Origin of the sequence: Vibrio sp. T20, assembly GCF_007858795.1 — a bacterium.
GTDB lineage: Bacteria > Pseudomonadota > Gammaproteobacteria > Enterobacterales > Vibrionaceae > Vibrio > Vibrio satsumensis.
The window spans coordinates 1-25,688 of record NZ_VFEB01000126.1 but is presented as its reverse complement, the minus strand read 5'-3'; the positions used below and the strand labels follow the sequence as shown (position 1 = coordinate 25,688).

Genomic DNA, 25,688 nt, shown 5'->3' with positions numbered 1-25,688 from the left:
ATAAAAGATAACTTAAGATTATCACAGTTTGATAACAACTTCAGATCAGGTTATGCAGTGAGTCTATTGAGATAAAGGGTTAACCAGACAAAGATATTCGTCAGAGAAAAAGGTTACAAAGAGGAAGGTACAGCTAAGAAAAGGTTAAGTGGCTAGCCTGATGAGAAGAGCCACATTTAAGAGAAGAAGAGTTCTAACTTTGAAGACTTTTTAACAAGTGTGTTCATAATAAAAACTAAAAATATAGAGCCATAAAGCTGACTACATTAGAGCAAGAATACCCACTAGAGACAGGGTAGAGAAAAGCCAAGTACGACTGATTACGCCAAAATTACTGTGTTGAATCATTTCTTGATGCTGCATATGTCTCTCCTTGAGAACGTGATGGTGTAACTACAATATATCGGCTTTTCGCCAAAACCAGCAAGCACATTAATATTAACCTTTTATGACAGCATCAAGAATATTCTGTAATCATTCACCCCTCTGATAAAACAGAAAATTATGCTCGGCTTGTCGTCGAAAGCAGCGCGCCTGCACCGATAAAGACACCGCCAGTGACACGATTAAAAATCTTGGCTCTGCCTTTCGCAAACAGCCAGTTTGACGACTTCGCACCTAAATACGCGTACACCAATAGCCAAGACAACTCCATCACAGTAAAGGTTAAAGCAAACACAGCAAACTGGGGAAGCAGAGCAATCGATGGATCAATAAATTGAGGGAAAAGTGCGGTAAAAAATAGAATCGCTTTCGGGTTACTCGCACCAACAATAAAACCACTTAAGTAGTGTTGCACCGCGCTTTCTTTAGCAAGCTGAGAATCGGTTTGTTGACTGGATAGCTTGTCGTAATCTTGCTGGTTAGAACGTAAAGACTTCCAACCAAGGTAGATAAGATACGCAGCGCCTGTCCATTTAATGACATTAAACACCACTTCCGATGAAGCTATGATCACCCCTAAGCCGGTGAATGATAACGTTAAAATTCCGGTGATTGCCGTTAAGCTACCCAACGCGGTAAATATTGATAATTTAAAACCCGATTGCACACCTTTGGTCATGCACAATAAAGAACTTGGGCCTGGCGATGCCGTTAAAATCAGTACTGCCAACAAATAATAAATCCATGTATCAAAGCTCATCGCGAATTCTCCTTAACTCACTAAATCGGCTAAACATTAGTCACCAATATGTAATAGCTATGCATATTAGGCAACTAAATATTGAACATTATTTATTCTGCGTTGATTACTTAATCCCAAAATAACGGCAATAAAAAACGCCATGCATTGCTACATGGCGTTTAAATTAAAACGTTTCAAATAGAACGTCTTACCAAGTACTAAGCTAAAAACTAGCCATCATTACTTAGTCTTTGTAGATAGAGAACTCATCAGCGCAAGCTACGAGCTGCTCGCGAGTGATCATGAATACACCATGGCCACCGTTAGAGAATTCAATCCAAGTGAATGGAATCTCTGGGTACTGATCCATCATGTGAACCATTGAGTTACCTACTTCACAGATAAGAATACCGTCATCAGTTAGATAGTCTGGTGCGTTAGCTAGGATACGGCGAACCAATTTCAGGCCGTCAGTACCTGCTGCTAGGCCAAGTTCTGGCTCATGAGTAAACTCATCTGGCAGGCTGTTCATATCTTCTTCGTCCACGTAAGGTGGGTTCGATACGATCAGGTTGTATTTCTCTTTTGGCAGGTCACGGAAAAGATCTGAACGGATTGGGAACACTTGCTGCTCCATGCCGTGATCTTGAACGTTCTGCTCAGCAACTTGAAGTGCATCAGTAGAGATATCAATCGCATCTACTTCAGCATCTGGGAATGCGTGAGCACAAGCAATAGCAATACAACCACTACCCGTACACATATCCATGATGCGAGTTGGTTCTTCAGTTAACCAAGGTTGGAATTGAGCTTCGATCAGCTCACCAATTGGAGAACGAGGCACAAGAACGCGCTCATCAACGAAGAACTCAAGGCCACAGAACCAAGCTTTGTTCGTCAGGTAAGCCGTTGGTGTACGATCATTAATACGCTTGATCACACGCTCAACGATACGCAGACGTTCGCTGCTCGTTAGACGAGAGTTCATTACATGCGAAGGAACATCAATCGGCAGATAAAGAGTAGGTAAGATAAGTTGTACTGCCTCATCCCACGCGTTATCAGTGCCGTGACCATAAAATAGGCCAGCTGCGTTAAAGCGGCTAACAGTCCAACGAATCACATCTTGAAGCGTGTGTAGTTCTGATACCGCTTCTTCTACAAAAATCTTATCCAAAATTGTCTCCGAAAAGCGCTACAATACTGCTAATTACGTTTCTAATTAGAATTCATAACCTGATGAGCAAAAAAGACACCGACTTCGATGACGATTTCGCCCTATTCAACGATGCAGTAAAGGGCGTTAAAAAGTTGCAACAGGATACCATAGTCCAGCAGCCAAAAAGAAATGCCAAGCAAAAAGAAATTACTCGAACGGCAAGACAAGCCAGTGATAGCGAGTTTTATTTCTCGGATGAGTTCATTCCACACCTTAGCGAAGAGGGTCCGACACGCTATGCGCGCGATGATGTCTCGAAATATGAGGTAAAGCGCCTGCGTCGTGGTGTCTACGTACCAGACGTGTATCTCGATATGCATGGTATGACTCAGCAAGAAGCCAAACGTGAGCTTGGCGCTATGATTGCGCACTGCATTAAAGAAGGCGTGGCGTGTGCCTGCGTTCAACACGGCATTGGCAAACACATCCTTAAGCAGAAGGTGCCTTTGTGGTTAGCACAGCACCCAGACGTGATGGCTTTTCACCAAGCGCCATTAGAATTTGGCGGTAACGGTGCGTTGCTGGTACTGCTTTCGATTCCTGAGAAGTAATGCTGGTTTGCGAATCGCTTCCTCACCAAAAACTAAAAGGGCATCTCAAATCATTGAGGTGCCCTTTTCACTTTAGTCTTCCAATTAAAAGGTTGTCTTCACCTTCACTATGGATTGATGTTCCAAAGTAACTCACCTTTCTGTGTTTCAAGGTTAAAGTCGATGCAGGCTAGGCCTGACGTTGGGAACATCGGCGGAGCCATGCCCGTTGCAAACTCTGCTGTTAGGTAGCCCACTAGAGGTAAATGAGAAACAAATAAAATGGTCTCTAGTTTTTCTACTTCAGCCATTGCCAAGGTCAAATCAAACACATCGTCGGACATTCCATAAGGCGTAATATCCTCACAGGTTTCTACTTTCGTACCAGAAAACGCCTGAGATATCTCTAACCACGTCTCTTGTGCCCTTAAATATGGACTCACCAGCACTTTATCGAATTGACTAATCCCCTGCTCATTTGCAGCTTGTGCCACTGCAAGAGAAGCCATTTTCCCGCGCTTGGTCAACGCTCGTTCTGCATCCGAATCCGCAAAATGTTCTGCTTCACCGTGGCGCATAATGAATATTTTCATGTTCAATCCTGTCTTCGTAACATGTCGAAAGTCGATATATCCCATATATCAGCGAAACGCTACTTAGGTTTGGCTCTCAATCCAGAGAAACCGCAGTCAATATAAATAATTATATCAAGTCACTTGCCAAAGAGTTCGACTTTCTTAACAATCTTGTTAAAAGAAAATAAATTACTGATAAAAATCGATAAAAGTGATTTAGAAATCGCCAAAAAGCACTTCATATCCCAAAATATGATTACAAGGTTTGCACGCCGAATCATCGGGTACATAATTTAAAAACCACCTTCTCTGGAGATGCTCCTGTGCACTTAAGCCCAAATGATGAACATCAATACCGTTACATAACCTTAAATAACGGGTTACGCGTACTGTTAGTTCAGGACCAAAATGCTCAAAAAGCAGCAGCCGCATTAGCCGTTAATGTGGGGCACTTTGATGATCCTACAGACCGAGAGGGTTTAGCTCATTACTTAGAGCATATGCTATTTTTGGGAACTGAAAAGTATCCAAAGGTCGGAGAGTTCCAAAGTTTTATCAGCCAACATGGTGGTAGTAACAATGCTTGGACGGGAACAGAGCACACCTGCTTCTTTTTTGATGTTGAATTGAATGCGTTTGAAACCGCACTCGATCGCTTCAGCCAATTTTTCACGGCTCCCCTGTTCAACGAAGAAGCATTAGATAAAGAACGCCAAGCCGTTGATTCCGAATATAAGATGAAACTCAACGACGATTCGCGACGCTTGTACCAAGTTACCAAAGAACTGGTGAACCACAATCACCCATTCTCGAAGTTTTCTGTCGGTAATATCGATACGTTGGGCGACAGAAACGGCGAGACGATTCGACAAGAGATCTTATCGTTCCACCAGCAACAATATTCTGCAGACCTGATGACGCTGACTCTGTCTGGCAATCAATCCTTAGATGAGATGCAAGGCTGGGTTGAGGATCGCTTTAGCTCGATTACCAATCACAACCTGCAAGGCAAGAAGGTTGAAGTACCGATTATCGGCGAGTTAAGCACGGGCGTTCAAGTCCGTGTTGAGCCGATTAAAGAAGTGCGAAAACTTATCTTAACCTTCCCGATGCCAAGCATGGACGAACACTACGGTGTTAAACCACTGTCATTCTTCGCACACCTATTGGGTTACGAAGGAGAAGGTAGCTTGATGATGCAACTCAAAGAGAAAGGTTGGATAACATCCCTCTCTGCGGGTGGTGGGGCGAGCGGCAGTAACTACCGTGATTTCACGGTCAGCTGCTCATTGACCATCGAAGGTTTAACCAAAACCGATAACATCATCCAAGCGATATTTCAGTACATCAAATTAGTAGAACAACAAGGCATAGAAGAGTGGCGTTACCTAGAAAAACGTGCCGTTTTAGAGTCAGCTTTCCGCTTTCAAGAGCCAGCAAAGCCGCTTGATGTCGTCAGCCACCTTGTTATCAACATGCAACACTACCAAGAACAAGATGTAGTGTATGGCGATTACAAAATGTCGCATTTCGATGACGAATTACAACGTTCTTTGCTTCCTTATTTAAACGTCGACAATATGCGTGCAACCATTGTTGCTCAAGGTTTCGAGTATGACAGAGAAGCAAAATGGTATTTTACGCCCTACTCAGTCACGCCTTTTAGCGCAGAACAAGTTCAATGCTTTACGTGCATTAACCCCGGTTGGCAGTTTGAGCTCCCAAGTAAGAACCCATTTATTTGCTACGATCTAGACCCAACTGAGCTCGAAGGTGATGCTAAATACCCACAACTTTTAGAAGAGCTCGACGGCTTTAAGCTATGGCACCTGCAAGACCATCAATTTCGAGTACCTAAAGGTGTGGTATATGTCGCTATCGACAGCCCGCACTCAGTCGCCAGCCCGAGAAATATCGTAAAAACACGCTTGTGTGTAGAGATGTTCCTAGACTCTCTGGAAAAAGATACCTATCAGGCTGAAATCGCCGGTATGGGTTACAACATGTATACCCATCAAGGCGGGGTAACTCTCACTCTGTCTGGATTTAGCGAGAAACAGCCACAACTACTCAATATGATTCTTGAACGCTTCCAAGCACGCGACTTTAGTCCAACACGCTTCGAAACGATTAAGCATCAATTACTCAGAAACTGGAATAACGCGTCGCAAGATCGCCCTATTTCACAGCTATTTAATGCGATGACTGGGATACTTCAGCCAAATAATCCGCCCTACTCGGTGTTAATTGAAGCTCTGGAAACGATAGAAGTCGATGAGCTCTCTTCTTTCGTTCAAGCAATCTTAGCGGAACTGCATGTTGAGATGTTTGTGTATGGCGACTGGAAGAAAGCCGATGCACACAAAATGGCAGAAACGCTAAAAGATGCACTGCGCGTTCAAGATCAGGCTTACGAAGAGTCGCTGCGTCCGCTAATTATGCTGGGTGAAAACGGCAGCTTCCAACGTGAGGTGGTGTGCAACCAAGATGATTCGGCAATCGTTGTTTATTACCAGTGCCCGGATATCTCGCCTAAAAACATTGCGCTGTATTCACTGGCAAACCACTTAATGTCAGCCACTTTCTTCCATGAGATACGAACCAAGCAGCAGCTAGGTTACATGGTCGGCACAGGCAACATGCCGCTCAACCGACACCCAGGTATTGTGTTGTATGTACAATCACCTAATGCTGCTCCAGCAGATTTATTAACCTCGATAGACGAGTTTCTCAACGCCTTTTATATGGTGTTGTTAGAGCTTAACGACTACCAATGGCACAGCAGTAAACGCGGCCTCTGGAATCAGATTTCGACACCAGATACGACTTTGCGAGGACGTGCTCAACGCTTATGGGTTGCAATCGGCAATAAGGACCTGGAATTCAATCAGAGAGAGCGTGTGTTGGAAGATCTTAAAGGTCTAACCCGCTCTGACATGATGCGCTTTGTGGTGAGTCAATTAAAACCACGCACCGCAAATCGTCTGATTATGCATGCGCACGGTAATGCCCATGATGAGGAAGAAAAGTTGTCGGCAGGTGTGGAAATTGGCTCTATTGATGAGTTTCAGTTGCGCCCGAAAGACTGTGAACTAGGCTAGCCAGAGTATTATAGAAATCATAAGGTTGATGTAGAAGCATCAACCTTTTTTATTAGGTGAAGCACACTACTCTCTCCCGTCATTCCCGAGAATGAGGGACGACTGAATCGGGAATCTCCTTCCTTTCGCATGTTCCCATAAAAAATAAAGCCCGCATCAATTGCTTGAAGCGGGCTTTATAGTCAACGCACTAGAGAGTTACTTGTAAAAAGACTCATCCAAACCAGCGCGTGTCAGTAGGCCATCACATGGTGCAAAACGATCACCGTACTTCTTAGCGAAGTCGTTCATCATCTCTACCAGTGACTTAATACCGATTTGATCCATATAACGGAACGGACCACCTAGGAATGGAGGGAAACCGATACCGAAAATCGCACCAATGTCGCCATCACGAGGGCTGCGGATAATGCCGTCATCTAGACAACGAACCGCTTCGTTCAACATAGGCAATACACAACGCATCGCAATGTCATTATCACTTAGCTTAGGCTCAGGTTGTAGCTTAAGCAGCTTATAAACTGACTTATCGACTTCTTTCTTTTTACCTTTGTAAGTGTAGAAACCTTTACCGCTCTTACGGCCTTTACGGTTGTCATTCAACAGAATATCGAACACATCAGGGCCTTGGAAGCGGTCACCTAGCTCATTAACCAGAATCGGAATAATCTTCGCGCCGATATCCACGCCAACCTCATCTAACAAGGTAATTGGGCCAACCGGGAAACCGAAGTCCAATAACGTGCTGTCGAGCTTTTCAATCGGCTCATTTGCCAATAGCAGATGTGCAGCTTCATTCATGTACGGGGCAAGAATGCGGTTAACATAAAAACCTGCCGTGTCTTTGACAACAATCGGCGTTTTTCCTTGCTTCTTCGCCAATGCTACTACCGTCGAGATAGTCTCTTCTGAAGTTGTTTCATGAGGGATAACCTCAACTAGCGGCATTTTCTCTGCTGGGCTAAAGTAGTGAAGGCCGACTACATTTTCTGGTCGCTGCGCCTTCTCCGCAATCTTATGAATTGGTAATGAAGACGTATTGGTCGCGAAGATAGTCTCTGGCTTGGCATTGGCTTCGATGTCCGCAACCATTGATTGCTTAAGGTCGAGATCTTCAAATACCGCTTCAATCACCACATCGGTATGGTTAAAACTGGTAAAGTCGATGCCACCAGACAGTTGAAGCATCTTACTTTCAAGGCCCGCTCGGCTCAGAATACGACGCTTACGCTGCTTATCGAACAACTTGAAGTTGTAGTTAAGTGCGTTCAGCACACCTTCATTTGATACGTCTTTGATGCGAACCGGTACTTTTGCTTTAGCCACACTCACATGGCTAATACCAGCCCCCATTAGACCGCCGCCTAACACACCAACACGCTTCACCGCTTTCGGTTCTGCATCTGCACCGTGTTCTTTCTTCATTTCCGTAGTTGCAAAGAAGATTGAACGAAGGGCTTTTGATTCAGAGGTCATTACTAACTCAGAGAAACGCTTCGCTTCGTACTGAAGACCTTTATCAAAGCCGTTCTCAAGGCCGTACCGAATCACATCAAGAATCGCATCAGCTGCAGGGTAATTACCACGCGTTTTCTGATTCGTCTTCTTGGAAGCTTGCTCAAAAATCACCTTGCGACCAAGACCCGTGCGTGAAATAAGTTTTTCTTTGGTAGAAGCTTGGCTTTTAGACGCCAGACGCTTACCTTTTTTGCTACCCGTATTCTTTTCAACAAAACTTTTCGCTACTTCAAGCAAGATAGTTTCAGGCACACAAGCATCCACGACACCGAGCGATTTTGCTTTCTTAGCGCGCAGTTGTTTCCCCGTAAGAATAAGGTCGAGAGATGACAACAAACCGATAAGGCGAGGCAGACGCTGTGTACCACCAGAGCCCGGCAATAAGCCTAACTGTACTTCTGGCAGACCAAGACGAGTCTTATCTGAATCGGTACATACGCGGTAATCACATGCCAGTGCGAGCTCTAATCCACCACCTAAACATGGGCCGTGAATCGCTGCGACCACTGGGTACGGTAGTTCAGACAAAGTTTGGAACATCTCCTGCCCTTGGCGAGCCAGAGATTGCGCTTCATCAGCCGTTTTACACGCATCAAGCATTCTTACATCAGCGCCAGCAATAAAGTTATCTGGCTTCAATGAATGAACGATTAAACCCTTAACTCGACTCTGTTTTTCTTTGAGTTGCTCGAAGATGGCTTTCATTTCTTCCGCAAAAGCCGCTTGCAGTGTGTTCATTTTCTCGTTTGGCACATCGATCGCTAACCAAGCTATATCTTGCTCGTCGATATTAAGAGTAAATGCTGTCGCTTTCTTTTTGGTTGATTCAGTCGCAGACGTTGCATCTGGTTGAGCGACTGTTTCTTTTTCTGTTGTTGCATCAAGAGTCGTAGACATTATTCTACCTCCAAGATCATTGCTGCACCTAAACCGCCAGCCGCACAAGCTGTGTTCAGTGCCAAGCCGCCACCGCGACGTTTCAGTTCACGTAATGTTTGAGTCATCATGCGCGCGCCAGTCGCTGCAAACGGGTGTCCGTAAGCAATTGAGCTACCCAGCACGTTGAACTTCTCCATATCAATCTCACCAATCGCTTTATCACGGCCAAGATTTTTCTGAGCAAATTCATCACTTGCAAACATTTTAACGTTAGCCAACACTTGGGCTGCAAATGCTTCGTGCATCTCAATCAGTGTTAGATCTGATAACTCTAGACCTGTGTTTTTCAAGACTTGCGAGGTCGCGTACGTTGGACCCATCAGCATATCCGTTTCAACACCAATCGCTGAGAACGCATAACCACGAATATAACCCAGCACTTCTAAGCCTAGCTCTTTCGCTTTGCCTTCGCGCATCAACATCACAGCTGCACCACCATCAGTCAGCGGCGTTGCATTCGCAGCAGTCACACTGCCGTATTTTCTATCGAACGCAGGACGAAGTTTGGCGTAACCTTCAACTGTAGAGTCATGACGAATGTTGTTATCTTCCGCTAGGTACTTTTTGTACGGTGCCGGAAATGCCGTCATGACTTCATCTTTAATCTTGCCTTCTTTCCATGCTTGAGAAGCCAAAGAGTGAGAACGGTGGGCAAGTGCATCTTGAGCTTCGCGAGTAATACCATGTGTCTTAGCCATCTGCTCGGCAGTTTGTCCCATAGATAAGCCGGTCGAATATTCGGCAACGGCAGGCGGTACTGGCATCAAGTCTTTTACTGAAAGTGCTTTGAGAATTTTCAGTTTTTGACCCATGGTTTTGGTTTTGCTCAACGCTAACAAATTAGCAGCAAGTTTTTTGGAAACTCCAATCGGCAATACAGAAGAAGAGTCCGCACCGCCCGCAATACCGACATCAATCGTGCCAGCCATAATGCTTTCGGTCACGTTGACTGCGGCTTGAAAGCTGGTCGCACATGCTCGGGTGACGCTGTAGGCATCGGTATTGATGTCCATGCCTGTGCCTAACACGATTTCACGCGCGATGTTCGGCGCTTCTGGCATTTGCACTACTTGGCCGAACACGACTTGTTCGATAAGCGCAGGATCAACATCAGTTCTTGCAAGCATTTCGCTCACAACCATTTTGCCTAGGTCAACCGCAGGCACTTGGCTAAATTCTGTGCTCTGACGAGCGAATGGGGTTCGTAATCCAGCGACAACGGCAACACGTTCTCCAGAACGCGTTTTGACTTCCTGTTTGCCCATGGTTTCTCCTTAAAGTTAAGAGGTCTGACCTGAAGCATTGTAAAGAAGTTGTTAATTAAATCAAACGAGCGTTTAAATAAACGTGATACGAGTATCTCACTGTTTGAAAATATAACTGCAAATTCAGGCGAACCTTTTAGGGTGAAAGGTTGTCCTAAGAGACTAAACTATTGTAAGCAAAGACTGTTATCGCTTTGTAGGGAATGGTTTTCTTTAGGTAAAAAAAAACCACACAAGACTGTGTGGTCGGAATGTATATAAAGCAATTAACTTAACGCCAATTGAAATAATCAGTTTCCTGATTAGGAGAAAGTAAAGTCAGCCTTCAAAAGGAAGTGTCGCCTTGCTCAACATGCTAGCCACGAATGACTAACTAGACGACAAGGTGTACTATAACTTGTTCGAAGTCTTAGATTTTGAAGTAGATCAATTTTAATGTGATTTTACGATTTCCAGCCGATCGTTAGCTCTAAAAGCGAAACAGAATATAAAAACAAAGCACAACGTATAGAGGACAGCTATACGCAGAGCAATTATGGAGGCTCGTGTGTCAATAATAAAAATGTTTGGAAAGAAAACAGCCAAGCGTCCGGTCAACTCTGATATGGACAAACAAAGAAAATACGAAGCACTCGTACGTGCCTATCATCGTGACCTCTTTCGCTACGCCTATTGGTTATGCAAAGACAAAAGCATTGCCGAAGACTTAGTTCAAGAAACTTGCCTTCGCGCATGGAAGTCACTCGATAGTCTACAAGATGAAAAAGCCGCGAAGTCTTGGCTGATTACCATCTTGCGCCGCGAGAATGCTCGACGTTTTGAACGCAAACAGTTTGATCTGGTTGATATCGACGACCATGGTAATGATACTAGTGTCAGTGATGACCCACACCATCAACACCAGTGGTTGCAAGCGCAGATCATGAAACTTGAAATCGATTACCGTGAGCCCCTCTTCTTGCAAGTGATTGGTGGTTTTAGTGGTGATGAGATTGCCAATATTCTCGATCTCAACAAAAACACGGTGATGACACGTTTATTCAGAGCTCGAAATCAGTTGAAAGAGCTATTGGATACAGAAGAGGCAGAGAGGGGGCAACATAATGGATGATTTGGAATTTCGTCGTCGTGTATTGTCGGAACCTAAACAACGTACACAAGATATTGTTGATGCGGCCGCGAATAGTGAAGCCAATAGTAACTTCTTAGACGATGTACTAGCGCTTGATAAACAGATCCACTCTGCAATGAATGTAGATGTACCAGACGATCTTGCTGATCGTATTCTGTTCAATCAGACCTCAAGCGAAGAAAGCAAAGTAGTCAGGCCTACGTTTGCGAGACGAGCAATGGCAATGGCCGCCTCGGTGGCGTTTGTTGCTGGTTTATTAGTTGGCCAAGTGAATTGGGGCAATGCATTTGTTTCACCCGCGCAAGCAAGCTTGGTTGATACAGCGATGAAGCATGTTGTTGATGAAAAGAGTTTTGTTAGTAACATCGATGAACAGGTCACATCGCAGCAAATCAACGCAAAAATGAATCCATTTGCTTTTCAGTTTGATGATACTTTCCCTTACCACGTCTATTACCTAAACCACTGTGGCTTTGGTAAATCCAACGCGGTACATATGGTCTTCCAAGGCGCAAAAGGCAAAGTAACACTGTTTTTAACCGGTATTCCAACAGACAAACCTATCGACTTTGATGAAAAAGGCATGTCCGGTTCGGTAACACCCGTAGATGGCAGCAGCTTAATCCTTGTTGGTGAAAATGGTGAGGATGTTTCTAAAATCGCCGAAAAACTGACAAAAATGATTAAACCGATGAGCTAGTTCGCTCTTAAAGCCCCGTCATAAAAGGCCCAGCAAGTATATCACTGATATTGCTGGGCTTTATTTATAAATAAACCGAAAAACCATTCACACCACCAATATCTCTAGAGTTAAAACTCTAAAAAACAGCATTTCGCACCATTTTCGTGCCAGATAGGCGTCATTTCCATAATTTTCCACTCAAAATTTCCAATGGTCGGATTTGTATATCGTATACTTGCGAATAGGATCAGCCACCATTGAGCAATTGCTCAAATTAATCGCCCTGTAGAGGCGGATATATAAAGGAATAAATGAATGACTACCAACAACACGCGTCTGTTTAAAAAGTCTCTTTTAGCAGTAACAATTACACTGGCGTCTTCGCAAGCGATGGCAGCAGGTTTCCAACTTAACGCACAATCAGCTACCGGCATCGGCCGTGCTTTCGCTGGTGATGCAGTAATCGCAGATAACGCGTCAGTAATGGCACGTAACCCTGCAGCAATGGCACTGTTTGACAAAACTGAGCTTTCTCTTGGTTTTGAAACAATCACTTCAATGATTGAAGTGAAAGATACTAGCTACAATACGCTTGGTGGCGCAATGCCAGTCGATAACGTTGATGATGTTGGTGATACTTCTGTAGCTCCAAACATTCACCTCATTGTTCCTGTTAATGAAAAGTTTGCTTGGGGTGTGAACGCTTACTCTAACTTCGGTACTAAAACTGAGTTTTCAGATGATTACCTAGCTAGTGAATATGGCGGTTTAACAGATGTAATGAGCATCAACTTCGGTCTTGCAGGCTCTTACCGTCTAAACGATCAATGGAGCTTTGGTGCCGGTCTTGACCTGATCTACGGTGAAGGCACAATGAAGCGTACTGCTGGTGTCGGCTTTGGCCCAGCCGCAGGACAAAAACTACTTGACGTAGATGGTGCAACTGGTTGGGCTGTTGGCTTTAACGTAGGTACAGTTTACGAGCTAGATGAAAACAACCGTTTTGGTCTATCTTACCGTTACAGCCCTGAGTTCACCGCGGAAGATGACAACGGTCAAGAAATCACACTGCCTCTACCAGATATGGCAGAGTTCTCTGGTTTCCACAAAATTGAAGACACTAAATTCGCTGTTCACTACTCTGTTCAATGGATTGGTTGGAGTGCATTCGACTCAATTGATTTTGAGAAGCTAGATCCTACTCAATCGACACTGGCTTACGCATTGAGCGGCGGCACAGGTGCGTACCAGAAAGATTACAAATGGCAAGATGGTTGGCACTACGCTATTGGTGGTACATACTACCTGAACACTGATTGGACGCTTCGTGCTGGTTACATGTACGACACAAGTGCACAAGATTCACTAACTTCTATCTCTGTACCAGATTCAGATCGTCAGTGGTTCTCTGCTGGTTTCACATACCACATTAATACCGATTCTAACGTAGACTTTGGTTTCACTTACCTACTAGGTGATGATACTAAAGTTGAAGAAAGCTTAGGCGCAACTTCTGTTAGCGCAACAACGCATGCTGATGCAATCCTACTAGGCCTGCAATACAGCCGCAGCTTCTAGCTTCTAGCTTCTAGCTTCTAGCTTCTAATATAAGCTAAGTTATTAATCCCAAAGGGTCGCATTACGCGACCCTTTTTTATTGCCTAAACCACTGACCTACTTCAATTTAAGCTTACAACTGTAGCCTGCAAGGTCAATATATGACTACAAGTGTACGCTCAAACTTCGCAACACAGCCGAAACATTTAGATTATTTCTCTAATAATTAAACACATTTACTCATTAAATCCCTAAAACACTGTTTTATTCGAATTTCATTTTTAAAGTAATGACTCTAAAAGTAGAATCACGCCACTAAATACTTATGATTCAGCGAACATAATAATGAAAATGAATAAGACTCTTCTATCTGCTGCAGTGGCAGTTGGACTACTTTCGACTTCTACCGTGACTCAAGCGGCAGGTTTTCAACTAGCAGAATACTCAGCAACAGGCCTAGGCCGCGCATACGCTGGTGAAGCAGCAATGGCTGACGGTGCGGATGCACAGTGGCGCAACCCAGCAATGCTGACTTACCTAGAAGGTACTCAAGTTTCTGTTGGCGCTATTTATGTTGATCCAAACATCGATATCAACGGTACTTCTACGTCTATGATGGGACAACCTACTGCGTCAAATTCTAGCGATTTTGCCCACAGTGCAGTCATCCCTAACTTTTACGTTTCTCATAAGTACAACGACAAGTTCGCATTAGGCTTTGCTGCGGGTACTAACTACGGTATGGAAACAGACCTAGGTAAAGACTTTGGTGGCGCTAACCATGGTAACGAAGCAAGTGTTACGACAATGGAGCTAAACCTAAACGCGGCATACCAAGTACTTGAAAGCGTATCTATTGGTGGTGGTATTCGTTACATCATGGCTGAAGGTAGCTTTGGTGCGGTATCTACAGCTAACTCTCTAGTTCCTATGCCTCAAGGTACAGCTTTAAAATACATGGAAGGTGATGACACAGCGTGGGGCTGGCAAGTTGGCACCGCTTGGCAGATTAATGAAAACAACCGCCTTGGTTTTACCTACAAGTCAGAAGTAGATCTAACGCTTGAAGGTCACGCAAATGGTGTCGCTTTTGATGCTGTTGCTGGCGCTTTGGGTACTCCAGTCAAGTCAAAATACAACGGTTCAATGCAACTTGCATTGCCAGCTACCGCCGAGCTTGCAAGCTTCCATCAACTATCAGATAAGGTCGCTGTACATGCGAGCGTTAACTGGACTAACTGGAGCAGCTTTGAAGAACTAGTAGCTGACATCCCTGAATTCGGTCCTGCTCGAACTCAAGATATCAAGCAAGAGAACTGGGAAGATAACTACCGCTTTGCTATCGGTACAACTTACCAAATGACACCTAAACTGGCTCTGCGTTCTGGTATCGCCTACGACACTTCAGCGGTAAGCGAAGAACACCGTACTGCGACTATTCCAGAAACAGACCGCACTTGGTTAAGTATTGGTGCTGGCTACCAATGGTCTGAGCAACTAACACTAGACGCCGGTTTCACTTACATCCTAGCGAAAGACGCAAAAATGGTTGAAGATGACGCAAGTTCTGCTCCATTTGGTGGTGACTTCGAAGGTGAAGTAACTGGTAGCATTTGGTTAGTGGGTATCCAAGCTAACTACCGCTTCTAATCTATTTGACTTAACCTAAAGTCATAAGCATTAAAAAGGCTCGATGTTGTTATCAACATCGAGCCTTTCTTTTATCGATAGTCTAAATCTTATTTCTAGTAATCTTCTAGATAACCATCGATGAAGTCTTCTTCTTCAAGGTCGACCTCTTCAGGTTCAATCTCGGCTTTGAAATCACGACGTTGAATGTAAACATCACGCGTCAATGCATATGGATCAGGAGAATTATCCAACAGCGCTTCTTGTGACACCAACTGAGCACGTGTTTCCATACCTTCGAAAGCCCACTTGCCTAAGCTTGCCCAAAAGTTTAAGAACGATAGAGGCACATACAAACCATCGACGGTTTCAGTCACTTCACGCGTCGTTACCGGGCCGTAACCTGGCACCATAAAGTACGGTCCATTCCCTACTCCGTAATGACCAATCGCATCAGAGAACGACTTGTCGTCGTACTTGGTGATCCCTGCTTCGCTGGCAATATCGATTAAGCCTAACAGACCAAAAGTTGAGTTAATCCAAAAACGATTGAAATGGTCGAGTGCTTTTTCACCATTTCCCATAAGGAGGTTGTTCACCATGCTTGATGGTTCGTCTAAGTTGGCTAGAAAATTGGAAATACCAGATCGCACTGGTACAGGAGTGTAGTCAACATAAGCGAGGGAAACAGGGCGAACCAAATAAGGATCTAGATATTCGTAGTTGATATCCCACATCGCTCGGTTGAAGCCTTCAAAAGGATCATTGGGGTGGGATTCTTCTACGTATTCTGAGGTTTCGAAATTATCATCGACACGACTCTCTTCCGGAGCACTAGAACAGCCCACCGTTAAACTTGCGATAAAAAGTAAACTCGAGAGTCTTAAAATACTGGAAGACATATCACCTTTTCCATAAGGAATTCAAATAATAAAAAAGGCCAGCAATCGCTGGCCTCAATTGGTTGCGTAAGTCTATACCGTTTATCGCAAAATCGGAATAGCTAACGCCTATGCAAAATGATGATTAATATTGCTTATTGATATCGACAGTTACTGGAGCACCCAGTTCAACCACTTCGCTCTCACCGTACCAATCACCATCGCGAGTTGAAACGTTACCATCTGTATCAAGCCTAGCTCTAACCATCAGAGTTTCAAGACTAGACAACTTCTGTCCTTCCATCATGCTGTTGCCATCATCAAGCACAACTGTACGAGGAAAAGTCCCTAGTGGGTAACGAGCTGCTGCGATAGGCATTGGCGAACCATCAGCTCTGTGTACTGACACGATCAACACTGAGTTAGGATCAGCATTAACATCACCAGACAGATCAAGTGTTACAGCAACGCTCTTACCTTGGTCGACACCCATAGCGTCACCCATTTTCTTCTGAGCACTTTCAATACTGCGCGACAACATTTCGTAACGGCTGTCTTGTGGGCCAATCATCTGCTGCATGATGCTCCAGTACTTCACCGCACCTGGGTAGTCTTGACGTTCAAATGCATCAAATGCTAGCAGTGAGAACACACGAAGGTCGACGTAATCGTTTTGAATCAAACGGCTCAAAATCAAACGTGCTTGGTTCTGATCAGCTTCATCAGGTGAAAGCATCAATGCTTGTGCGAAGCCTAACTGAACATCTTCGTTCTTAGGCTCAAGCTTGTACGCTCGTTCCATAGAATCTTTTGCTGTTTCAGCGTCGCGGTTAGCCAAAGCAATACGACCAAGCAGCAACCAACCTGTAGAATCTTTTGGCTGGTAGTGCAGACGAGTACGAAGTGCCAGAGTCAGATCTTCTAGTTCATCGTCTGTTAGCGCGCCACCTTCCGAAGACATTAGCTTTTTAGATAACTCAGGAAGGTTCGAACTCACTTCTTGCCAGTGTTGAACTTTATCCAACGCACCGAACTTGAAGTACATACCGTACGTCACAGCCACAACAAGGATAATCGACGGTACAACCACACCAAGCGTTGAGATTTTAGTCTTCTTCATCTCTTGCTTAGCTGGAACATCATCAAGCAGGGATTGTTTCAAATCAGCGATCAGCTCCTGCTGGTTATCAACAAGACCTTCTTCTGCTTCTACTTCTAGCTCATCTAGACGATCTTTGTAGAATGCTTTGTTCAACTCATCGCGCAGCACATCATCGTTGTTTGCCTTTTTATTAATGAAGGGCAGAACAATTAAGAAAATTGCCGCTAGCGAAAGGATAATGGTAGAAATCCAAAATAGAGTCATTACTTCTTATCTCCGTCGTTCTCTTCATCGAGTAACGCTTTTAAGCGAGCTTCTTTGTCTGCATCCCAGCCTTTATCTGACTCAACTGCTTTCGACTTTGATTTTCTGCTTCGTAAAATGATCAAACCGAAACCAAACACAACTACTGCAAAAGGACCAACCCAAAGGATTGACGTTGCTAGTGTCAGTGGAGGGTTGTAAGTAACAAAGTTACCGTAGCGAGCGATCATGTAATCAATGATATCTTGCTTCGACTTACCGTCTTTTGTCATCTCGTACACTTTCTGGCGCAAGTCGACTGCTAGCTCAGCGTTCGAATCGCCAATCGTGTTGTTCTGACATTTAGGGCAACGCAACGTGTTACTCAGCTCTTTGAACTGCTGTTCTTGATCAACGGTATCAAATTCATGAAACTCGATAGGCGCGGCAGAAACAGTCGCTGAAATAGCAAACGTAGCGAACAGAGTGATCAGGACCTTTTTAATCATTTCGCTTCCTCCAGCAACTCTTGATACATCGGCTCAAGCGTCGATGCCCAGTTGGTTGGATTCACGTCACCAACATGGCGGTAACGAACCACACCGTTAGCATCAATTAAGAACGTCTCAGGAGCACCATACACGCCAAGATCTAGACCTAGCATACCATCGCCATCAAATAAGCTGATTAAGTACGGGTTACCTAGTTCTTTTAGCCAACCAACAGCTTTGTTGCGATCATCTTTGTAGTTCATACCAATGATCTTAACGCCTTGAGCGGCCAATTTATTCAGATAAGAGTGCTCTGCATAACAGGTAGGACACCAAGTAGCCCACACATTAAGCAGCAGAGGTTCGCCTTTGAAGATCGCTTGATCATGAAACTTACCTGCTTGTTCTAAGTCTTCTAGACCGAACTCAGGCACAGGCTTACCAATCAATACTGACTCAAGTTTAGTCGGGTCATCACCCGACTGATTACGAACTAATTGAGTTGCAAAGACTCCAGCTAGAATCATAAAAGCAATCAATGGAATGAATAAAATCTTCTTGTTCATTCGAATTAAGCCCCCTGCTCTTCAGCCGACTTTTTTGTTGGCTTACGGAAACGGTAACGACGGTCACTAATAGCAATAGCACCACCAATCGACATGATCAAAGAACCAGCCCAGATCCAACGTACAAATGGTTTGTAGTAGATACGTACAGCCCAAGATTTGTTGTCGTCTAAACGTTCACCCATTGCGATATAAAGGTCGCGCGTTACGCCACGGTCAATCGCTGCTTCTGTCATCATAGACTTAGCTGTGGTGTAGAAACGTTTTTCAGCGTGAAGCGTGTTGATGTATTTGCCTTCTTTGGTAATTTCAAAGTCAGCAATATAACCATCATAGTTAGGGCCATCTTTGTCACGAACTCCTGTAAACAGGAAGCTGTATTCTTCAAGCTGGTAGCTTTCACCTGGCGCCAAACGTACATCGCGTTCGATGCTGTAGTTTTGCACCATTGCAATACCAATCACTGTCACGGCTAAACCAATGTGACCACACATCATTGCCCAGTGGCTACGAGGCAGCTTAGTTAGACCTTTCAGGAATGTATGACGGTGAGTCGCACGCTCATGCAGCTCAAAGCCATGCATGAAGATGATCCAAAACGCCATTACCCAACCAGCAAAAGCAGTACCGCTGAAGCGGTCAGCCAGTAGAGCAACCATTAGCGCACTCAAGCCAAGTGAGAATGCACCTGAAATCAGCATTGGTTTAACGAGCTTAGACAGGTTGTCACGTTTCCAACGGATCAGTGGACCGATACCAAGTAGGAACGAGAACGGAATCATTAACCAGAAGAACAACATATCAAAGAATGGAGCACCGATTGATACTGAGCCCAAACCTAACTGTTTGTGAACTAATGGTAGTAGCGTACCTACTAACACAACGACAAGCGCTGCAATCAATAATATGTTGTTACCAAGCAGTGCGTTTTCACGAGAAACCAAATCAAAATTACCGCGAACACGAACTGATGCGCCTTTAACCGCAAACAACAGTAGTGAACCACCAATAACAAAGACTAGGAAACCTAGAATAAACATACCGCGAGCAGGATCCGACGCAAATGCGTGAACCGATACCAAGATGCCCGAACGAACTAAGAATGTACCTAGTAAGCTTAGCGAGAATGCAGAGATAGCCAGCAATACTGTCCAAGCTTTAAATGTGCCACGCTTTTCGGTTACCGCCAGCGAGTGCATTAGCGCTGTACCAGCCAACCAAGGCATGAATGAAGCGTTTTCTACTGGATCCCAGAACCACCAGCCACCCCAGCCAAGTTCGTAGTAAGCCCACCATGAACCTAGTGCGATACCTACCGTTAGGAATAACCAAGCTGCGATTGTCCAAGGACGCGACCAACGAGCCCATGCCGTATCAAGACGACCACTCATAAGAGAAGCGATTGCGAAAGAGAACGCAACAGAGAAACCTACATAACCCATGTAAAGCATTGGCGGGTGAATAATCAAACCCGGATCTTGCAGTAGTGGGTTCAAGTCTCGCCCATCTACAGGGAAGAAAGGCAATGTACGTAGGAACGGGTTAGAGGTTACGATAATGAACAGCAAGAAGCCGACAGTAATCAAACCCATGATAGCCAGTACGCGAGCCACAGACTCTTGAGGCATACCACGGCTGAACGTCGCTACTGCAACCGTCCAACCTGCTTGGATAAGAACCCAAAGCAGTAATGAACCTTCGTGAGCGCCCCAAACCGCCGTGATTCGGTAGTACCAAGGCAGTTGGCTATTTGAATTGCTTGCTACGTATTGAATCGTAAAATCATTGGTGTAGAACGCGTAACACAGGATAAAAAACGAAATCGCTAGGAATCCGAACATGCCCCACGACAACGGTCGTGCACTGTTCATCAATAATGTGTTATTTCGAGCGGCTCCATACAATGGGAGCACGCTTAGCAGCAATGCAAGTCCCAAAGACAGGATCATCGCAAAATGGCCGATCTCGGCTATCATTGAGCATTTCCTTCTTTTTGTTCAGTTGTGTATTGCAAAGGCTCATGAGTCTTCTTCATTGCTTCTGCAACTTCAGAAGGCATGTACTCTTCATCGTGCTTTGCCAACACCTCGAACGCTTCAATTGTCGTCGCATCTTTAAGGACACCCTGAGCAACAATACCTTGGCCTTCACGGAAAAGATCAGGAAGGATGCCATCATATAAAATCGTTACTTTAGGGCCTACATCCGCCAAATCGAAGCTTACACGTAGTGATTCGCTGTCACGGCTTACAGAGCCGACTACAACCATGCCACCAATGCGCAGGCGTTGACCAACTTCAGGTTTTTTACCATCTTTGCCGTTGACCAGTTCAGTTGGTGTGTAGAACAGATCCATGTTCTGGTTAAGTGCATAAACCATCAATCCAATAGTCGCACTGATACCAAAAAAGATTGCTAAGACAATGCCCAGCCTCTTTTTACGTCTTGGGTTCATAGAGTGTTCTCCATATTTTTTGCTGCATCGATACGAGCTTGACGATCAACCTTAGCTTGTACTTCATTTAGTAATTGCTTACCACGACGAACACTTACCACCAGTAAAATGATCATCGCGAGGAATGTGATTCCAAATGCACTCCATACATAAGAGGCGTAGCCTCCCATGGCAAAGAAATCACTCAAAGATTCAAAATACATAATTACCTACCCTACTACGCTTTTTCAGCCGCAAGCTTGCGAACCCATGGACGGTGACTCTCTTTACTGATGATTTCGTTTCTAAAACGAACCATAGTCACAGCACCAAAGAAAAAGGCGAAGCCGAAAATATTAAGAAGAAGCGGCCATAACATGTCACTTGAAATAGAAGGCTTATCGAACTTAGTGATCGTCGCGCCCTGGTGAAGTGTGTTCCACCACTCTACTGAAAAGTGAATGATAGGTAGGTTGATGACACCAACAATAGCCAAAATGCCTGCCGCTTTGGCTGCAGTTTTTTGGTCGTCAAACGCGTGGTGTAGTGCAATCACACCTAAATATAGGAATAGAAGAATCAGCTCTGAGGTCAAACGCGCATCCCAAACCCACCAAGCGCCCCACATTGGTTTACCCCAAACAGCACCAGTTAGCAGCGCGATGAAGGTAAATACCGCACCGATAGGAGCCATAGCCAACGCGGCCATGTCTGATAGTCTTACCTGCCATACCAAGCCGATAAACGCTGCAATCGCCATCGACATGTACACGCCCATGGACCAAATCGCAGAAGGTACGTGGATGTAAATGATTCGGAAGCTATCACCTTGTTGGTAATCAGAAGGTGCAAATGCTAGTCCCCACACAGTACCGGCAGATAGACACAATAGCGCTAGGATAGAGAACCATGGCAGAAGTTTACCAGCAAGCTGATAGGAAGTTTCTGCTTTGGCATAGGGATGGAGCCATTTCCACATGTTGTAATCTCACTCTTACTTCATATTGCTTACAGCTATCACAGCTATAATTATTATAATTTATTTGGCTTACTGCCTCTTCCAGTGACTCTATGAGTTTGAAAGTTCCAATTAGTTCACTCTGAACAATCAAAGTGATGGTGAGTGCTTGGTTAATACTCTAATAGCTAGTTAACACTCACTCTTAGTGCTGCACTGATAGCAAATGGGGTGAGCGTCATTGCGCCCATTAGCATTGCCCCTAACACGGCTAGTTGTCCGTTATACGCAACACCTAGTGCTGCCGCATCAATCGCTGATGTAGCAAATATAAGAATTGGGATATACAGCGGCAAAATAAGCAGACTCAACAGCACACCGCCTTTTTGTAATCCAACCGTCAAAGCCACACCAATAGCACCAATAAAACTTAATGCAGGCGTACCAACCAACAAGGTTAAGACCACCGATAACCAAGTATCGAAATTCAAGGACAGCAGCACCGCTAACAACGGACTGATCAATATTAATGGTAACCCTGTCAATAACCAGTGCGCTATGACCTTGGACAATACTACCAACTGCAACGGGATGGGCATCAGCATCATCTGCTCAAGGGCACCGTCTTGAAAATCATCTCGGAATAGTCGTTCCAAAGAGAGCAATGCAGAAAGTAAAGCAGCAACCCAAACAATACCCGCAGCGATGCGCGCAAGCAGGTTCGGCTCAGGCCCAATACTCAGTGGAAAAAGGGTGATGACAATAATAAAAAACCACAGAGGGTTAAAGATATCGGCTTGGCGACGAAATGCGATCAGCAGCTCACGTCGAATGATCGTTGTCATTGAAGAGATCATATTACTCACCCAACTTTATTTTTCTTAGTTTCGGGCTATCAGCAAACATATCTTGGTGTGTGGTTAGTAACACAATGCCACCGTTATCTGCATGCTCAGAAAAAAGAGACTCTAAAACTTTAACGCCCTGCTTATCGATTGCAGTCAACGGTTCATCTAGAATCCACAACATTTGTTTACTCAACCAAAGACGAGCCAACGCCACACGGCGCTGTTGACCAGCTGAAAGTTGCCCCGCGGGCACGTCTTCCCTACCAGCAAGGCCAACCTGGGCCAACGCATGGTAAAGCTCTTCCTTGCTCGTTCCACCACTGTGAATCGATTGATAGAAACTCAAGTTCTCATAAGCACTGAGCTCGCGCTTCACACCAGTTTGATGACCAAGAAAAAGTAAATTTTGATGGTACACATCTCGACTCGTTTCAATGGACTCACCATCCCAACAAATAGTACCTTCATCACGATCGCCTAGCCCGGTGATAATCCTAAGGAGTGTCGTTTTCCCAGTACCGTTACGACCTTCAACTTGAACCAGCTCGCCAGGTTTCAATTGAAAAGACAACGATTCAAACAGAACCCTGTCGTCACGAATAGCAGTTAAATTTGAGACTTCTAGCATAGGTAAATTTAGTCGAGTAATGAGAGGGCTATAGTAGCACACCAACATGGTGACAAAACAGGACTAGGCGTTTTCGATAAGACAAAGTCCGTAAGAAACTGTTACCACCGCATCACAATTTACACATTTTCATCAACAAACTAGATATTGCCGTAGATACAAGTACTTATAAACATCGTTCTATATAGATATAGCAAGCATAAAAAAAGAAGCCGAAGCTTCTTTTAAGAGGTGTACGCGATAAACATCAATTGCTCAATACGCAGTAAGCGCTCAATTTAACGACGTCGAGGCGGGTCTCTGCGATCGCAAGAGGCATCGGGTTGATCATCGTACGATGAAGGGTTACTTCTCAACGAAGGGATTTTTTCCTTACCCGCGAGCTTATTCTGTAGAGACATCATTAGCTCAGCTTCCGCTTTAGGTAATTCACACTCTTCGATCAGTTCGTTTATCCCGGCACCAAGCTGAACCATTTTTGTTGCACGCGTATATAAGCGTCCATCGGTGTCAGCATGTTCCAACTCAACAATACGTTCATTCAAGTGCTTTATCAGATCTTGCTGTTCCGTCACTTTCTGGCCAAGGCCAACCACAACAGAGCGAACTTCGAGTAATTGCTTACTCGATTTTTGAAGCTCTTTGTCCAAGTTACGAACTTGCAGACGTGATTGATCGAGCTGCTTTTGAATTGCACGTTTTACTTTGCTAATCAAAATCACGATGAATAACGTAAAAACCCCAACACCTGATATCAGAACGACAGGGCTTAAAGGAAGCGCTTCAAACATTACAGGTGAGCCATCTCATCCCATTCGTCTTCGCTTAGTAGTTTGTTTAAATCTACTAGAATAAGCAGCTTGCCATCACGGTTACTTACACCTTGAATAAACTTAGCACTTTCATCAGTACCAACACTTGGCGTTGTGTCGATTTCAGAAGAACGCAGGTAAACCACTTCAGCAACGCTATCGACTAGAATGCCAATTACTTGACGCTCAGATTCAATAACGATAATACGAGTGTTATCTGTGATTTCACCTTGCATCAAGCCAAAGCGAGAACGAGTGTCGATAACAGTAACAACGTTACCACGCAGGTTGATAATACCTAGAACGTAATCTGGAGCACCCGGTACTGGAGCAATTTCGCTGTAACGCAGTACTTCACGCACTTGCATTACGTTGATGCCGTAAGTTTCTTCTTCTAGCTGGAAAGTCACCCATTGAAGTACTTCATCATTGGTTTGCTCTTTTCTTACTTCAACTTCACTCATATGAGACATAGATAATCCTCTTGCCGTCGTTACCGACCACTATTATTAACTTGATGCGTTTACTAGCTTAATGCTTTTACATCTAGCCCTGCGTTTAGCATGGCGATTAATGCTTCAACATGGATCAAAGCACACATTTTTTCTTTTACCATACCAGCGAGCCATGGGCGTTTCCCTGCCATTTCTCGCCAACGTACTTTATCTGTATTAAGTAGCTCGGTGCCTTTTAGCTCGGTGCCCGCAAGGCCCCACAAGCTCTCTCCAAGCATGACTATATATTGATAGTTTTCTTTGTACTCGTCACCTGATAGTTTCTCAGACATCACCCATTTTGCGGTGTCGACCACATCTAGCTGACTATCACGGTTGGTTTGTAAACCCAAATACCAAGCTGGCTTACCAATGATATGACTTAACTCTTCAAGGCGATGGATACCGCCCAGTTCATCAAGTGGTACCGCAAAGGTCACGCCGTTTACATCAAAATACAAAACTTGAAAGTCTTCTGTGCGAACCGTATTTTCCCAAGAGGTAAACTGGTTAGCACCTCCGGCTTGAGTTTCAAGTCCAATAACTGTCTCGACCTCAGGAGCATCAAGTTCAGACTCAACAGCCTTAACTTCTACTTGTTCCGTCTCCTGCGGTTCAGCTTGTAACTCTTCAATTTGCTGCGTTTCAACAGGTGGCTCTGCAGCAATTGATAAATCGGGTTCTGGAAGATTCCAATCTTGAATCTCTGGCTCTTCAAACACTTGAACAGACTCAACCGCGGCCTCAAACATTTGCATGTCTGCTTGCTGGGCGATTTTCTGGGTGTTCAGATCCATCAATTCATCAAGATTCAGCTCATCAACAACATTAGTCGCCTCTAAACGACTTAGTAGCTTCTGAACATCCTCAAGGTTAGGAACCTCAAACTCAGCCGCGCGTATTTCCGCGTAGCTTGAGTGGTGGCTCGAAAATTGGCGCTCTGGCTCTGGCTCTGGCT

General features: G+C 44.6%; 24 protein-coding genes. 6 read left to right on the top strand and 18 right to left on the bottom strand.

Translation table 11 applies throughout. The features are described from left to right. Positions 1-502: 502 nt before the first annotated feature. On the bottom strand, positions 503-1,144 hold the full coding sequence (locus FTW16_RS15195; protein ID WP_146491696.1) for a LysE family translocator: 642 nt from the start codon (positions 1,142-1,144) through the stop codon (positions 503-505). A 226-nt stretch (positions 1,145-1,370) separates the two neighbouring features. After that, positions 1,371-2,303: a 50S ribosomal protein L3 N(5)-glutamine methyltransferase gene (prmB, locus tag FTW16_RS15190; RefSeq protein WP_017060640.1), complete on the bottom strand. Its 933-nt coding sequence runs from the start codon at positions 2,301-2,303 to the stop codon at positions 1,371-1,373. A 62-nt stretch (positions 2,304-2,365) separates the two neighbouring features. Here prmB and smrB point away from each other — a divergent pair, with 62 nt between their 5' ends. Beyond that, positions 2,366-2,896: an endonuclease SmrB gene (gene smrB / locus FTW16_RS15185; RefSeq protein WP_146491695.1), complete on the top strand. Its 531-nt coding sequence runs from the start codon at positions 2,366-2,368 to the stop codon at positions 2,894-2,896. A 107-nt stretch (positions 2,897-3,003) separates the two neighbouring features. Here the strand turns inward: smrB and sixA are convergent, their stop codons facing one another. Next, positions 3,004-3,468, bottom strand: coding sequence for a phosphohistidine phosphatase SixA (gene sixA / locus FTW16_RS15180; RefSeq protein ID WP_146491694.1), 465 nt, complete (start codon positions 3,466-3,468; stop codon positions 3,004-3,006). Positions 3,469-3,773: 305 nt separating this feature from the next. On the opposite strand from sixA, the gene FTW16_RS15175 reads away from it, so the two are divergent. Then, complete coding sequence (locus tag FTW16_RS15175; RefSeq protein ID WP_146491693.1) at positions 3,774-6,551, top strand: insulinase family protein; 2,778 nt, start codon at positions 3,774-3,776, stop codon at positions 6,549-6,551. A gap of 198 nt (positions 6,552-6,749) precedes the next feature. On the opposite strand, the gene fadJ is transcribed toward FTW16_RS15175, so the two are convergent. Both fadJ and fadI read right to left on the bottom strand, forming a co-directional pair. Next, positions 6,750-8,966, bottom strand: coding sequence for a fatty acid oxidation complex subunit alpha FadJ (gene fadJ, locus FTW16_RS15170; protein ID WP_146491692.1), 2,217 nt, complete (start codon positions 8,964-8,966; stop codon positions 6,750-6,752). Next, positions 8,966-10,273, bottom strand: coding sequence for an acetyl-CoA C-acyltransferase FadI (gene fadI, locus FTW16_RS15165; protein ID WP_146491691.1), 1,308 nt, complete (start codon positions 10,271-10,273; stop codon positions 8,966-8,968). Before fadI ends, fadJ begins: the two co-directional genes overlap by 1 nt. 562 nt (positions 10,274-10,835) lie before the next feature. Between fadI and FTW16_RS15160 the strand changes: the two genes are divergently transcribed. The 4 genes from FTW16_RS15160 to FTW16_RS15145 all read left to right on the top strand — a co-directional run bounded on the left by FTW16_RS15160 (position 10,836) and on the right by FTW16_RS15145 (position 15,294). After that, complete coding sequence (locus tag FTW16_RS15160) at positions 10,836-11,384, top strand: sigma-70 family RNA polymerase sigma factor (RefSeq protein ID WP_186728076.1); 549 nt, start codon at positions 10,836-10,838, stop codon at positions 11,382-11,384. Then, entirely contained in the window at positions 11,377-12,105 is a 729-nt protein-coding gene (locus FTW16_RS15155; protein WP_146491689.1) for a DUF3379 domain-containing protein, read from the top strand. Before FTW16_RS15160 ends, FTW16_RS15155 begins: the two co-directional genes overlap by 8 nt. A gap of 297 nt (positions 12,106-12,402) precedes the next feature. Then, entirely contained in the window at positions 12,403-13,665 is a 1,263-nt protein-coding gene (locus FTW16_RS15150; RefSeq protein ID WP_019824837.1) for an outer membrane protein transport protein, read from the top strand. A 324-nt stretch (positions 13,666-13,989) separates the two neighbouring features. Continuing rightward, a complete protein-coding gene (locus tag FTW16_RS15145) occupies positions 13,990-15,294 on the top strand; it encodes an outer membrane protein transport protein (protein WP_146491688.1) in 1,305 nt (434 codons plus the stop codon). A 95-nt stretch (positions 15,295-15,389) separates the two neighbouring features. On the opposite strand, the gene FTW16_RS15140 is transcribed toward FTW16_RS15145, so the two are convergent. The 13 genes from FTW16_RS15140 to FTW16_RS15080 form a co-directional block, all read right to left on the bottom strand. Further along, complete coding sequence (locus FTW16_RS15140) at positions 15,390-16,175, bottom strand: VacJ family lipoprotein (RefSeq protein WP_146491687.1); 786 nt, start codon at positions 16,173-16,175, stop codon at positions 15,390-15,392. Positions 16,176-16,299: 124 nt separating this feature from the next. Continuing rightward, positions 16,300-17,520, bottom strand: coding sequence for a c-type cytochrome biogenesis protein CcmI (ccmI, locus tag FTW16_RS15135; RefSeq protein WP_146491686.1), 1,221 nt, complete (start codon positions 17,518-17,520; stop codon positions 16,300-16,302). Next, entirely contained in the window at positions 17,520-18,008 is a 489-nt protein-coding gene (locus tag FTW16_RS15130; RefSeq protein WP_086712359.1) for a cytochrome c-type biogenesis protein, read from the bottom strand. The genes ccmI and FTW16_RS15130 overlap by 1 nt, the downstream gene beginning before the upstream one ends. Beyond that, positions 18,005-18,556, bottom strand: a complete 552-nt coding sequence (locus FTW16_RS15125) for a DsbE family thiol:disulfide interchange protein (protein WP_146491685.1) — start codon at positions 18,554-18,556, stop codon at positions 18,005-18,007. Before FTW16_RS15125 ends, FTW16_RS15130 begins: the two co-directional genes overlap by 4 nt. Positions 18,557-18,561: 5 nt before the next feature. Then, positions 18,562-20,532 (bottom strand): heme lyase CcmF/NrfE family subunit, encoded by a 1,971-nt coding sequence (locus FTW16_RS15120; protein WP_146491684.1) that lies wholly within the window; start codon positions 20,530-20,532, stop codon positions 18,562-18,564. Further along, positions 20,529-21,011, bottom strand: a complete 483-nt coding sequence (ccmE, locus tag FTW16_RS15115; protein WP_061019578.1) for a cytochrome c maturation protein CcmE — start codon at positions 21,009-21,011, stop codon at positions 20,529-20,531. Before ccmE ends, FTW16_RS15120 begins: the two co-directional genes overlap by 4 nt. After that, positions 21,008-21,214: a heme exporter protein CcmD gene (gene ccmD, locus FTW16_RS15110; RefSeq protein ID WP_060983676.1), complete on the bottom strand. Its 207-nt coding sequence runs from the start codon at positions 21,212-21,214 to the stop codon at positions 21,008-21,010. Before ccmD ends, ccmE begins: the two co-directional genes overlap by 4 nt. Before the next feature lie 14 nt (positions 21,215-21,228). Then, on the bottom strand, positions 21,229-21,969 hold the full coding sequence (locus FTW16_RS15105; RefSeq protein ID WP_060983677.1) for a heme ABC transporter permease: 741 nt from the start codon (positions 21,967-21,969) through the stop codon (positions 21,229-21,231). Positions 21,970-22,136: 167 nt separating this feature from the next. After that, on the bottom strand, positions 22,137-22,805 hold the full coding sequence (gene ccmB, locus FTW16_RS15100) for a heme exporter protein CcmB (RefSeq protein ID WP_060983678.1): 669 nt from the start codon (positions 22,803-22,805) through the stop codon (positions 22,137-22,139). Position 22,806: 1 nt separating this feature from the next. After that, the gene (gene ccmA, locus FTW16_RS15095; RefSeq protein ID WP_060983699.1) at positions 22,807-23,424 is read right to left on the bottom strand and encodes a cytochrome c biogenesis heme-transporting ATPase CcmA; all 618 of its coding nucleotides are present in this window, start codon (positions 23,422-23,424) and stop codon (positions 22,807-22,809) included. Between the two features lie 278 nt (positions 23,425-23,702). After that, entirely contained in the window at positions 23,703-24,215 is a 513-nt protein-coding gene (locus tag FTW16_RS15090) for a DUF2802 domain-containing protein (protein WP_146491683.1), read from the bottom strand. Further along, entirely contained in the window at positions 24,215-24,709 is a 495-nt protein-coding gene (locus FTW16_RS15085) for a chemotaxis protein CheW (RefSeq protein WP_017064109.1), read from the bottom strand. The genes FTW16_RS15090 and FTW16_RS15085 overlap by 1 nt, the downstream gene beginning before the upstream one ends. A gap of 53 nt (positions 24,710-24,762) precedes the next feature. Further along, on the bottom strand, positions 24,763-25,688 hold a 926-nt coding region (locus tag FTW16_RS15080; RefSeq protein WP_146491682.1), incomplete at its 5' end, for a chemotaxis protein CheW.

Coding starts and splice junctions, on each gene's coding strand:
- FTW16_RS15085 (WP_017064109.1), bottom strand. CDS start 24,709: ATGTCTCATATGAGTGAAGTTGAAGTAAGAAAAGAGCAAACCAATGAT.
- FTW16_RS15145 (WP_146491688.1), top strand. CDS start 13,990: ATGAAAATGAATAAGACTCTTCTATCTGCTGCAGTGGCAGTTGGACTA.
- FTW16_RS15140 (WP_146491687.1), bottom strand. CDS start 16,175: ATGTCTTCCAGTATTTTAAGACTCTCGAGTTTACTTTTTATCGCAAGT.
- ccmD (WP_060983676.1), bottom strand. CDS start 21,214: ATGTATTTTGAATCTTTGAGTGATTTCTTTGCCATGGGAGGCTACGCC.
- fadJ (WP_146491692.1), bottom strand. CDS start 8,966: ATGTCTACGACTCTTGATGCAACAACAGAAAAAGAAACAGTCGCTCAA.
- FTW16_RS15090 (WP_146491683.1), bottom strand. CDS start 24,215: ATGTTTGAAGCGCTTCCTTTAAGCCCTGTCGTTCTGATATCAGGTGTT.
- sixA (WP_146491694.1), bottom strand. CDS start 3,468: ATGAAAATATTCATTATGCGCCACGGTGAAGCAGAACATTTTGCGGAT.
- FTW16_RS15120 (WP_146491684.1), bottom strand. CDS start 20,532: ATGATAGCCGAGATCGGCCATTTTGCGATGATCCTGTCTTTGGGACTT.
- fadI (WP_146491691.1), bottom strand. CDS start 10,273: ATGGGCAAACAGGAAGTCAAAACGCGTTCTGGAGAACGTGTTGCCGTT.
- FTW16_RS15195 (WP_146491696.1), bottom strand. CDS start 1,144: ATGAGCTTTGATACATGGATTTATTATTTGTTGGCAGTACTGATTTTA.
- ccmE (WP_061019578.1), bottom strand. CDS start 21,011: ATGAACCCAAGACGTAAAAAGAGGCTGGGCATTGTCTTAGCAATCTTT.
- ccmB (WP_060983678.1), bottom strand. CDS start 22,805: ATGATCTCTTCAATGACAACGATCATTCGACGTGAGCTGCTGATCGCA.
- FTW16_RS15125 (WP_146491685.1), bottom strand. CDS start 18,556: ATGAACAAGAAGATTTTATTCATTCCATTGATTGCTTTTATGATTCTA.
- FTW16_RS15160 (WP_186728076.1), top strand. CDS start 10,836: ATGTTTGGAAAGAAAACAGCCAAGCGTCCGGTCAACTCTGATATGGAC.
- FTW16_RS15105 (WP_060983677.1), bottom strand. CDS start 21,969: ATGTGGAAATGGCTCCATCCCTATGCCAAAGCAGAAACTTCCTATCAG.
- FTW16_RS15130 (WP_086712359.1), bottom strand. CDS start 18,008: ATGATTAAAAAGGTCCTGATCACTCTGTTCGCTACGTTTGCTATTTCA.
- smrB (WP_146491695.1), top strand. CDS start 2,366: ATGAGCAAAAAAGACACCGACTTCGATGACGATTTCGCCCTATTCAAC.
- FTW16_RS15150 (WP_019824837.1), top strand. CDS start 12,403: ATGACTACCAACAACACGCGTCTGTTTAAAAAGTCTCTTTTAGCAGTA.
- ccmI (WP_146491686.1), bottom strand. CDS start 17,520: ATGACTCTATTTTGGATTTCTACCATTATCCTTTCGCTAGCGGCAATT.
- ccmA (WP_060983699.1), bottom strand. CDS start 23,424: ATGCTAGAAGTCTCAAATTTAACTGCTATTCGTGACGACAGGGTTCTG.
- FTW16_RS15155 (WP_146491689.1), top strand. CDS start 11,377: ATGGATGATTTGGAATTTCGTCGTCGTGTATTGTCGGAACCTAAACAA.